The sequence below is a fragment of the Faecalicatena contorta genome, from assembly GCF_021531895.1.
Lineage (GTDB): Bacteria > Bacillota > Clostridia > Lachnospirales > Lachnospiraceae > JAFBIX01.
The window spans coordinates 22,104-30,751 of sequence record NZ_JAFBIX010000032.1 but is presented as its reverse complement, the minus strand read 5'-3'; the positions used below and the strand labels follow the sequence as shown (position 1 = coordinate 30,751).

At 39.2% G+C, this 8,648-nt stretch carries 10 protein-coding genes; 8 read left to right on the top strand and 2 right to left on the bottom strand.

What is annotated here, in order from left to right:
• Positions 1-182 (top strand): hypothetical protein (locus tag JQM81_RS11895; RefSeq protein ID WP_420370578.1); only part of this gene is annotated, 182 nt, incomplete at its 5' end.
• A 277-nt stretch (positions 183-459) separates the two neighbouring features.
• Here JQM81_RS11895 and JQM81_RS11890 read toward each other — a convergent pair.
• Positions 460-831: a helix-turn-helix domain-containing protein gene (locus JQM81_RS11890; RefSeq protein ID WP_235233921.1), complete on the bottom strand. Its 372-nt coding sequence runs from the start codon at positions 829-831 to the stop codon at positions 460-462.
• Positions 832-986: 155 nt separating this feature from the next.
• On the opposite strand from JQM81_RS11890, the gene JQM81_RS11885 reads away from it, so the two are divergent.
• The 3 genes from JQM81_RS11885 (at position 987) to JQM81_RS11875 (ending at position 3,585) form a co-directional block, all read left to right on the top strand.
• The gene (locus tag JQM81_RS11885) at positions 987-1,895 is read left to right on the top strand and encodes a LysR family transcriptional regulator (protein ID WP_235233920.1); all 909 of its coding nucleotides are present in this window, start codon (positions 987-989) and stop codon (positions 1,893-1,895) included.
• 208 nt (positions 1,896-2,103) lie between these two features.
• Positions 2,104-2,628, top strand: coding sequence for a C-GCAxxG-C-C family protein (locus tag JQM81_RS11880; RefSeq protein WP_235233918.1), 525 nt, complete (start codon positions 2,104-2,106; stop codon positions 2,626-2,628).
• A 33-nt stretch (positions 2,629-2,661) separates the two neighbouring features.
• Positions 2,662-3,585 (top strand): TDT family transporter, encoded by a 924-nt coding sequence (locus tag JQM81_RS11875; protein WP_235233916.1) that lies wholly within the window; start codon positions 2,662-2,664, stop codon positions 3,583-3,585.
• A gap of 121 nt (positions 3,586-3,706) precedes the next feature.
• Here the strand turns inward: JQM81_RS11875 and JQM81_RS11870 are convergent, their stop codons facing one another.
• Positions 3,707-4,861 (bottom strand): double-cubane-cluster-containing anaerobic reductase, encoded by a 1,155-nt coding sequence (locus tag JQM81_RS11870; protein ID WP_235233914.1) that lies wholly within the window; start codon positions 4,859-4,861, stop codon positions 3,707-3,709.
• A 184-nt stretch (positions 4,862-5,045) separates the two neighbouring features.
• Here JQM81_RS11870 and JQM81_RS11865 point away from each other — a divergent pair, with 184 nt between their 5' ends.
• From JQM81_RS11865 to hisF, 4 genes are all read left to right on the top strand, one after another.
• The gene (locus JQM81_RS11865; RefSeq protein WP_235233912.1) at positions 5,046-5,729 is read left to right on the top strand and encodes a response regulator transcription factor; all 684 of its coding nucleotides are present in this window, start codon (positions 5,046-5,048) and stop codon (positions 5,727-5,729) included.
• Positions 5,726-7,189 (top strand): sensor histidine kinase, encoded by a 1,464-nt coding sequence (locus tag JQM81_RS11860; protein WP_235233910.1) that lies wholly within the window; start codon positions 5,726-5,728, stop codon positions 7,187-7,189. The genes JQM81_RS11865 and JQM81_RS11860 overlap by 4 nt, the downstream gene beginning before the upstream one ends.
• A 64-nt stretch (positions 7,190-7,253) precedes the next feature.
• Positions 7,254-7,859 (top strand): imidazole glycerol phosphate synthase subunit HisH, encoded by a 606-nt coding sequence (gene hisH / locus JQM81_RS11855; protein ID WP_235233908.1) that lies wholly within the window; start codon positions 7,254-7,256, stop codon positions 7,857-7,859.
• Positions 7,860-7,873: 14 nt separating this feature from the next.
• Positions 7,874-8,635 (top strand): imidazole glycerol phosphate synthase subunit HisF, encoded by a 762-nt coding sequence (gene hisF, locus JQM81_RS11850; RefSeq protein ID WP_235233906.1) that lies wholly within the window; start codon positions 7,874-7,876, stop codon positions 8,633-8,635.
• The last annotated feature ends 13 nt before the right edge of the window (positions 8,636-8,648 follow it).

The following is an 8,648-nucleotide window of genomic DNA, read 5'->3' as shown; positions in this document are numbered from 1 at the left end:
TGGAGAGACAGCATCGTCAGGATGAAGCACGGTTTTATAAGCAAATGCGGATGTATAATCTGGAAGATGGACGAAAACAGCTTGCAGTATATCAGAAGAAATCAAACAACTATATAAAAACGTGTTTAGGAATGAGAAGTCCGAATACCGTTGTAAGAATGTATCAAAATGTTATGTTTTAGAATAGCCAAGGGCGACAGCATAGAGTGCTGCCGCCGTGAACCAGTATATCATGAAGGATAATGTCAAGGTCAGGTAGTATTCCTTTTAGGAATCTCCACCTTTCCCTTGACATTATATGAGGGGTGAAGTGTTACCAATCATTGACACCTATACAATTGTTTATTACGAAGAATGGGCAAATCATTGACATTATGTCTTTGATTTGATATCATTTAAATATCGAAGTTCCTGCATGGGGTGTAATGTTCCTACCGCAGGAACTTCTTTTGTGTTCTTTCACTTTCTCGGATACTCCCAGCTTTTCCGAATATACACGTTATTCTCTTTTAGGATTTTTCGTACTGAGTCGACATTAATCCCGACAGCTTTGGCTATATCGGCTGGTTTATAGTATTCTGAGTACATTTGCGTAACTAATTCTACAACGCCTTTACGTTCCATAAGTTGGTTAGTTACTTTGATTCCTCGCTTTTTGAGGTTATCGCTTATGGTGCGGCGATGACAGCCATATTCTTTGGCTAACTCATATGTAGATTTTCCAGCCTTATATTTAGATATTATTTCTAAGACCTCATTATTCGATAAATGTTTTTGTTGCTGCTTTATCTCAGTTTTGATAATATAAGCATTATCAGGATACTCTGACATAGAGCTATTCGTAACAGAGGTTATTGGAGTAGACTTGACTTTGCCGAGGATTATATCGTAATTCTTCGAGTTGATTTCCGATAGTCCCACTTCGGAAATGTCTGTTTGACAGGCATTTCTTTTTTGTTACAGCATTTTTGAATGGAGGCAGTAGGATGAATATTAGAGATTTGAATGTGTTTTTTGCAGTTGTAGAGACAAAACATCTGACAAAAGCGTCGAAACTTCTTTATATGACGCCTCAAGGTATCAGTAAAGTGATTAAAAACCTGGAGAATGAATGTGACTGTGAACTTTTCATACGCACCAGCAGTGGAATGGAACTGTCTGAATGTGGAAAATGTTTTTTTGAATATGCTCAAAAAGCAAAATTTGACTATCATAATATGAGAAATGAAATGTTACGCATTAAGCAGAAAGAGCATGGAGTAGTAGATCTGCTTTCTGCATTTGGTATTTTGCGTCTTGTAACACCGGAGTGTCTTTTGGATTTTAAGCGAAGGTATCCAGAGATTGATTTTTATCATAGAGAATGCCCGGACAAACAGGTGGAACGATGGTTTTTGTCTGGAGAAGGCAATGTTGCTTTTTCTCTGGCACCTTGTGATGAGAAATTATATGATGTATCTGAATTGGCATCATTTCCTGTAAAGCTTTTGGTTAACAAAAAACATCGTTTAAGTAAAAAAAGTTCTGTGTTAATTCAGGATCTGGAAGGAGAGCCTCTATATATAGAAAGCAGAGAATTTAAAATCCACGACATGATTGTTGATAAATGTCGGGAGGCGGGCTTTGAACCCAATATTATGTTTGAGACGAGTGGCTTTAGTCTATGTCATAAGATGGTTAGGGAGAATAAAGGGATATCTGTTACGGTAGATTTTGTCTCTGATGATATGGGGCATGAGGATATGGTTTTAATTCCATTTTCAGATGGTATCTATGAATGGAAGATTTGTATGCTTACACGGAAGAATGAGGTGATAGGTAATGGTGTGGATATTTTTCAGCGTCATGTAAAAGAGTGGTTAGACAAGATCCAGATCGGAAGTATCACAAGATAGTTGAAAGCAAGTAACAAAAAGTTGATGAAGCTTCAAAAGTTTTACCTTTTATACAAAAAAAGATAAAACTTTCGAAGCTTTTTTTTGGGAAATCTCTATATATAGAAAGATACAATATACTCATAAAAAACACCGATGATTAGCTTGAAAAAAGGTGTGTTACAATAATAACAAATGAAAAGTGTTACAAATTAAGGAGGACATTGTGATGAATATTGGAGTAACAGAAATCAGCCCAAGAGCGGTACAGCAGGTGGCAGAGAAAAAATTTAAAGAAGGTTATTATTGTTGTGAGGCGTTAATCAGCGCAATTCGTGATGAATTTAAACTGGATGTTCCAGAGGAAGTAATCGCTATGGCATCTGGTATGGCAGTTGGTGCAGGAAAGTCAGGATGTGTCTGTGGTGCATTTAATGGAGGTATTCTGGCGCTTGGAATGTTCTTTGGACGTACTGAGCAGGATGGTCCTACTAATCCGAAGAGTGTAAAATGTATGGAACTTACCAAGGAACTTCATGACTGGTTCAAGGTAGCAAATCAGAAGAATGCGATCTGCTGTAGGGTCCTTACAAAAGAGTTCGATAAAGGACGTGGAGAACACAAGGAACAGTGCATTTTCTTTACAGGTCTTTGTACATGGAAAGTTGCTCAGATTGTCTGTCGTGAGTTGGGTATTAAGAATCTGGACGAGATTGATGAGCCGGCACCAAGACGTACGATTGCTGAGATTTAAATATAACGTTAAGCCAGAAAGGAATAGAGTGACATGAATATAATTAAAAAAGTTCCAGTGCCTCTTTGCGGTGTAATGCTTGGATTTGCAGCACTTGGAAATCTGCTTCAGAGTTATGGAGAGGGTATTCGCTTAGTATGTGGAATTGTAGCTGCATTTTTATTGATTTTGGTACTTTTAAAACTGATCATGTTTCCAAAGATGATCAAAGAAGATATGCAGAATCCAATCATGGCAAGTGTATCTGGAACATTTCCGATGGCATTAATGCTTCTTAGTACATATGTGAAACCATTCATAGGGCCGGCAGCAATGTATATCTGGTTCTTTGCGATCGGTCTGCATATTGTGCTGATTGTATATTTTACAGTGAAGTTTATCCTAAAACTTCAACTGCCAAAAGTTTTTGCTAGTTATTATATTGTATATGTTGGAATCGCAGTTGCAGCTGTTACGGCACCGGCGTTTGAACAGACAGGAATCGGTGCGGCAGCATTCTGGTTTGGTTTTGTGACATTGATTATCTTGCTGGTACTTGTTACGGTTCGATATGTAAAGTGTCCGCAGATCCCTGAACCAGCTCAGCCATTGCTCTGTATCTACGCAGCACCTACAAGTCTTTGTATTGCAGGATACGTACAATCCGTGACTCCAAAATCAAGAGGATTTCTTCTTGTAATGCTTGCAGTTGCAACCGTGCTTTACATCTTTTCAATTGTAAAAGCAATCGGATATTTGAAATTAAAATTTTATCCGAGTTATGCAGCATTTACTTTCCCATTTGTTATCAGTGCAATTGCAACGAAGCAGACAATGGCTTGTCTTGCCAATATGGGACAACCAATGCCAGTATTAAAATATGTAGTACTCATTGAGACTGTGCTTGCAGTAGTATTTGTGGTTTACACATTTATCAGATTTATGGGATTCCTTTTTATAAATCAGCCTGCTAAATAGAATGGATAGATGTACATAATAAAAATCAGGGAGAAATTTACAAAAAATTTCCCCCCTGATTTTTTGATATGTATTTATCATTACATAATTTAAATTAAAAAGTCAGATAAGCTTAAGTAAATTACTGTAATAATTCAATAAATGCACCGAGTCGTGTATCAATCTGAGCCTGATCGGCTGGCGAATAATCAGTATTGATTGCAATATAAGGAATATGCTTTTCTTTGGTAACGAATGTCTTTACAGCATCTGATTCAATGGCAAATGTATGACAGGCCTGTAATAAGACTTCTACGACACCGTCCACCTGATACTCATCAATCTGTACATCCAGTGCTTCTAAACGTCCTGGGTTTGGACTCATTACAGAACAGTTAACGCGAAGGTATTTTTCGGCAATTGCGGTAATTGGATCCTTTGTTTCATCGATCGGGTCTTTCTTCTCGCGAGGACCACAACAGTTCTCAAATCCAACAACGTCTGCGCCAAGTTCTTCAATTCGCTTGATAATCTTGTCCATAACGCCGGTGGTAGGGCAACCTGTAATGAGAATACGAGGTCTGGATGGTTTTCCTTTATATTCGCGCTCATAAAGGTCTTTTAATTCTGCAGTACGTTTTTCAAGAAAAGCAATCTTATCTTCCAGATTTGGAGAGAATTCATTGGAAGCAATCACTGTGGCAATCTCATAGCCCGTAATCGGAGATGGCTTCAGTCTGGCAACCTCAAAGAAATCAAGAACAGCTTTTCGTTCCCGGTTGCGAAGCTTGATAGCATCTCGTATCTTATCGTCGGTAATGGTTATATTGTAGAATTGTTCCAAATCTTCTTTTACACTAATGACTTCCTGTTTCCAGAATTCAAGAGCGCCGCGGCCAGTCTTTCCCGGTGGAAGCTGCATAATATGGCAGTGTTTTAATTCACCCATCAATTCATACATTTTTTTCTTACCGTCGCAAGTTGTCTCAGCAAGAACCATATCTGAGAAATAGAAGAAAGGACAACGATCGGTAACAGCTGCTCCATAACTGGCCTTGATCAGCGGGCACAAGTTTTTGGGAAGACGAACCTCAGCAGCAGGAATATTGTCATCTCCTATACCACATAACACAACTGCAACTGCATCAGCAGCCAGAATCAGTTCCCATGGAGTATAAGTACAAAAAACTCCAACAATACGATGCCCCTGTTCCTTCAATTCCTTCATTGTTAGAAAAGCTTTTTTGCGTGCTTCGGGATAAGTTTCAAAATTTTCGGGCAATGCAAATTCAGGCATGTCAGAATACCTCCTTTATGAATAGAAAATAATTATTAATTTATATTATAGAAGTGTTAAAGAAAAATGAAAAATAGAAATGAATAATATATATATAGAAGAAATCTATTAAAAAATTCACAAAAGCGTCATAAATCCATGCTATGATATAAAATATGAATAATAATTTGTTTGGGGTGATTTCATGGAGAAGATTAAGATATTAGTAGTGGACGATGAAAGTAGAATGCGTAAGCTGGTGAAGGATTTCCTGGAGCGGGAAGGATATGTTGTTCTGGAAGCTGGCGATGGTATGGAAGCGATGGAAATTTTTTATGAGGAGAAAGATATTGCACTGGTGATTCTGGATGTTATGATGCCGAGAATGGATGGCTGGCAGACTTGTAGGGAGATTCGGCAGTCTTCTCAGGTACCGATTATCATGTTGACTGCGAGAGCGGAGGAAAGTGATGAACTTCAGGGATTTAATCTGGGAGTGGATGAATATATTTCCAAACCATTTAGTCCGAAGATTCTGGTCGCACGTGTTGAGGCTGTCTTAAGAAGGTCCAATGCTATTGCGGCCGGTGAGACGATAGATGCCGGCGGAATTGTCATTGATAAAGCAGCACATCAGGTAAAGATAGATGGCGGGGAAATAGATCTGAGCTTCAAGGAATTTGAATTACTGACATATTTTGTGGAGAATCAGGGGATTGCGTTGTCTCGAGAGAAGATATTGAATAATGTGTGGAATTATGATTATTTTGGAGATGCAAGGACTATTGATACCCATGTGAAGAAATTGAGAAGTAAGTTAGGAGAAAAAGGAAATTATATTAAGACAATCTGGGGAATGGGATATAAATTCGAGGTTGATGAGGCATGAAACATTCTATTAAGCGACAGATGATTACGGTGTTTTTGGGGCTTTTGACTTTTCTTGTGTTGGCGCTTCTGGTAATTAATGTAAAGTTTCTGGAGCCGTATTATATTCGTAATAAAGAGACACAGTTTATTAATATGTATGAGAAGCTAAATGAAGCAAGAGAAAATGGAACTTTGGATAATGAAGAGGTCTCGAGTAATCTGGTGCATCTTGCAGAAAAAAACAATATTTCTTTTTTGGTGGAAGATGAACGAGGAGCTGTTTACACCAATGTGCATGATAAGAATCTGTTGAAAAACCAGCTGGTTGGATATTTCCTGAATCAGGCACAGAAAGAAAGCGAGATATTGGAGAGTACGGACGAATATCAGATCAATCAATCCTGGGATCCATGGAATCAGAATTATTATATTGAGATGTGGGGGACTTTCGATGATGGAAGCCAGTTCTTACTTCGGAGCCCACTGGAAAGTATCCGGGAAAGCGCAGCAATCTCTAATCGCTTTCTGATATATATTGCCAGTTTTCTGATCATAATATCAATTGTATTTATCTGGTATTTTTCTAAAAGACTTACCAATCCAATCCTTGAGTTGGCTGTGCTGTCTGATAAAATGGCCAACCTTGATTTTGATGCAAAATATACCAGTGGTGGAAGTAATGAGATTGGCGAGTTGGGTGCAAATTTCAATCGCATGTCTGAGAAACTGGAAAGCACGATATCGGAGTTGAAAAAGGCAAATAATGAACTACAGAAAGATATTGAGCGGAAAGATAAGCTGGAACAGATGCGTAATGAATTTCTGGGCAATGTGTCTCATGAACTGAAGACTCCGATTGCTTTGATTCAGGGATATGCCGAAGGTCTGAAGGAGGGCGTCAGTGATGACCCTGAAAGCCGCGAATTCTATTGTGATGTTATTATGGATGAAGCGGCAAAAATGAATCAGATGGTGAAGAATCTTTTGACATTGAATCAGTTAGAGTTTGGAGATGAGGAGATTGAATTTACACGTTTCAATCTGACGGAGCTCATCAGAGGTGTTTTGCAGAGTATGGAGATTCTTGCGCAACAGGAAGATATTACCGTTATCTTTCGCCAGTCGGAGCCTGTCTGTGTATGGGGAGATGAATTCAAGATTGAGCAGGTCCTTCGTAACTATATCAGTAATGCATTTCATCATGTGAAAGGTGAAAAGGTAGTAGAAGTGAAGATTACGCTTGAACAACAGAAGGCGAAAGTGACAGTATTCAATACAGGTAATCCAATTCCTGAAAAGGATATTACGCACATCTGGGATAAGTTTTATAAAGTAGATAAAGCACATACCAGAGAATATGGCGGTAATGGAATTGGGCTGTCAATCGTAAAAGCAATTATGGAATCTTTCCACCAGAAATATGGTGTCAAGAATTATGACAATGGTGTTGAATTCTGGTTCGAACTTGATGTACAATAAGCCCATAGCAATGAGCGCAGAAGCAATCGGAGCAAGACAGGATGAGGAAAGGCGGGTTTGAACATTGATAGCAATTATAGATTACGATGCGGGAAATATTAAAAGTGTGGAAAAAGCCATGCAGTTACTGGGACAGGACGTAACCATCACCAGGGACAGAGAGACAATATTGCAGGCAGATAAGGTTATACTTCCTGGAGTTGGTGCATTTGGAGATGCCATGGGTAAGATACGTCAGTATGGTCTGGAGGAAGTCATTGGCGAAGTTGTAGACCAGAAGACTCCATTTTTGGGAATCTGCCTGGGACTGCAGTTATTATTTGAAAGAAGTGATGAGACACCGGGAGTGGAAGGCCTGGGAATTTTAAAAGGTGAGATCTTACGAATTCCGGACAAAGAGGGACTTAAGATTCCGCATATGGGATGGAATTCACTGAAGTTCCAGAATCAAGGAAGGTTATTTGCTAATCTGCCAGAAGAACCTTACGTTTATTTTGTACACTCTTATTATCTGAGAGCAGCAGATGAGGGGATTGTAACAGCAACAACAGAGTATAGTACACATATTCATGCTTCTGTTGAGAAAGACAATGTGTTTGCTTGTCAATTCCATCCGGAAAAGAGCAGTGATGTGGGAATTCAGATACTTAAGAATTTTGTGGAAATATAGGCGGAGGTTAAAGGATGCATACAAAGAGAATTATTCCATGTCTGGATGTAAATAATGGACGAGTAGTAAAAGGTGTCAACTTCGTTGATTTAAGAGATGCCGGTGATCCAGTGGAGATTGGTAAGGCATATGATAAAGCTGGTGCTGATGAACTGGTGTTTTTGGATATCACAGCATCTTCAGATGCCAGAGAAACTGTGATAGATATGGTTCGGAAGGTAGCAGAGACCGTATTTATTCCGTTTACCGTGGGCGGCGGTATTCGGACTGTAGACGATTTTAAGGCGTTGCTTCGGGAAGGAGCGGATAAGATTTCTATTAATTCTTCTGCTATTAATACGCCAAGATTGATTTCAGATGCGGCAGATAAGTTTGGCAGTCAGTGTGTAGTTGTAGCTATTGATGCCAAAAAAAGAGCTGATGGAAGCGGTTGGAATATATATAAGAATGGCGGACGTATTGATGTGGGAATCGATGCGCTGGAATGGGCTTCTAGAGTTGAAAAGTTAGGAGCCGGAGAGATACTTCTGACGAGTATGGATTGTGATGGAACGAAAGCAGGATATGATCTGGAACTTACAAGAGCTATTGCAGAAGAGGTATCCATTCCTGTGATTGCATCCGGGGGTGCCGGGACGCTGGAACATTTTTATGATGCATTGACGGACGGAAAAGCAGATGCTGCATTAGCTGCATCATTGTTTCATTATAAAGAACTGGAGATTAAAGAAGTAAAAGAATATCTGAAAGGACGAGGTGTGTCCGTACGTCTGTAGCAGAGAGGTGAAT

Bases quoted from the DNA above. Each gene is read 5' to 3' on its own strand.
- JQM81_RS11875 (WP_235233916.1), top strand. From the start codon at position 2,662: ATGAATATAATTAAAAAAGTTCCAGTGCCTCTTTGCGGTGTAATGCTT.
- JQM81_RS11865 (WP_235233912.1), top strand. From the start codon at position 5,046: ATGGAGAAGATTAAGATATTAGTAGTGGACGATGAAAGTAGAATGCGT.
- JQM81_RS11890 (WP_235233921.1), bottom strand. From the start codon at position 831: ATGTCAGAGTATCCTGATAATGCTTATATTATCAAAACTGAGATAAAG.
- JQM81_RS11860 (WP_235233910.1), top strand. From the start codon at position 5,726: ATGAAACATTCTATTAAGCGACAGATGATTACGGTGTTTTTGGGGCTT.
- JQM81_RS11885 (WP_235233920.1), top strand. From the start codon at position 987: ATGAATATTAGAGATTTGAATGTGTTTTTTGCAGTTGTAGAGACAAAA.
- JQM81_RS11870 (WP_235233914.1), bottom strand. From the start codon at position 4,861: ATGCCTGAATTTGCATTGCCCGAAAATTTTGAAACTTATCCCGAAGCA.
- hisF (WP_235233906.1), top strand. From the start codon at position 7,874: ATGCATACAAAGAGAATTATTCCATGTCTGGATGTAAATAATGGACGA.
- JQM81_RS11880 (WP_235233918.1), top strand. From the start codon at position 2,104: ATGAATATTGGAGTAACAGAAATCAGCCCAAGAGCGGTACAGCAGGTG.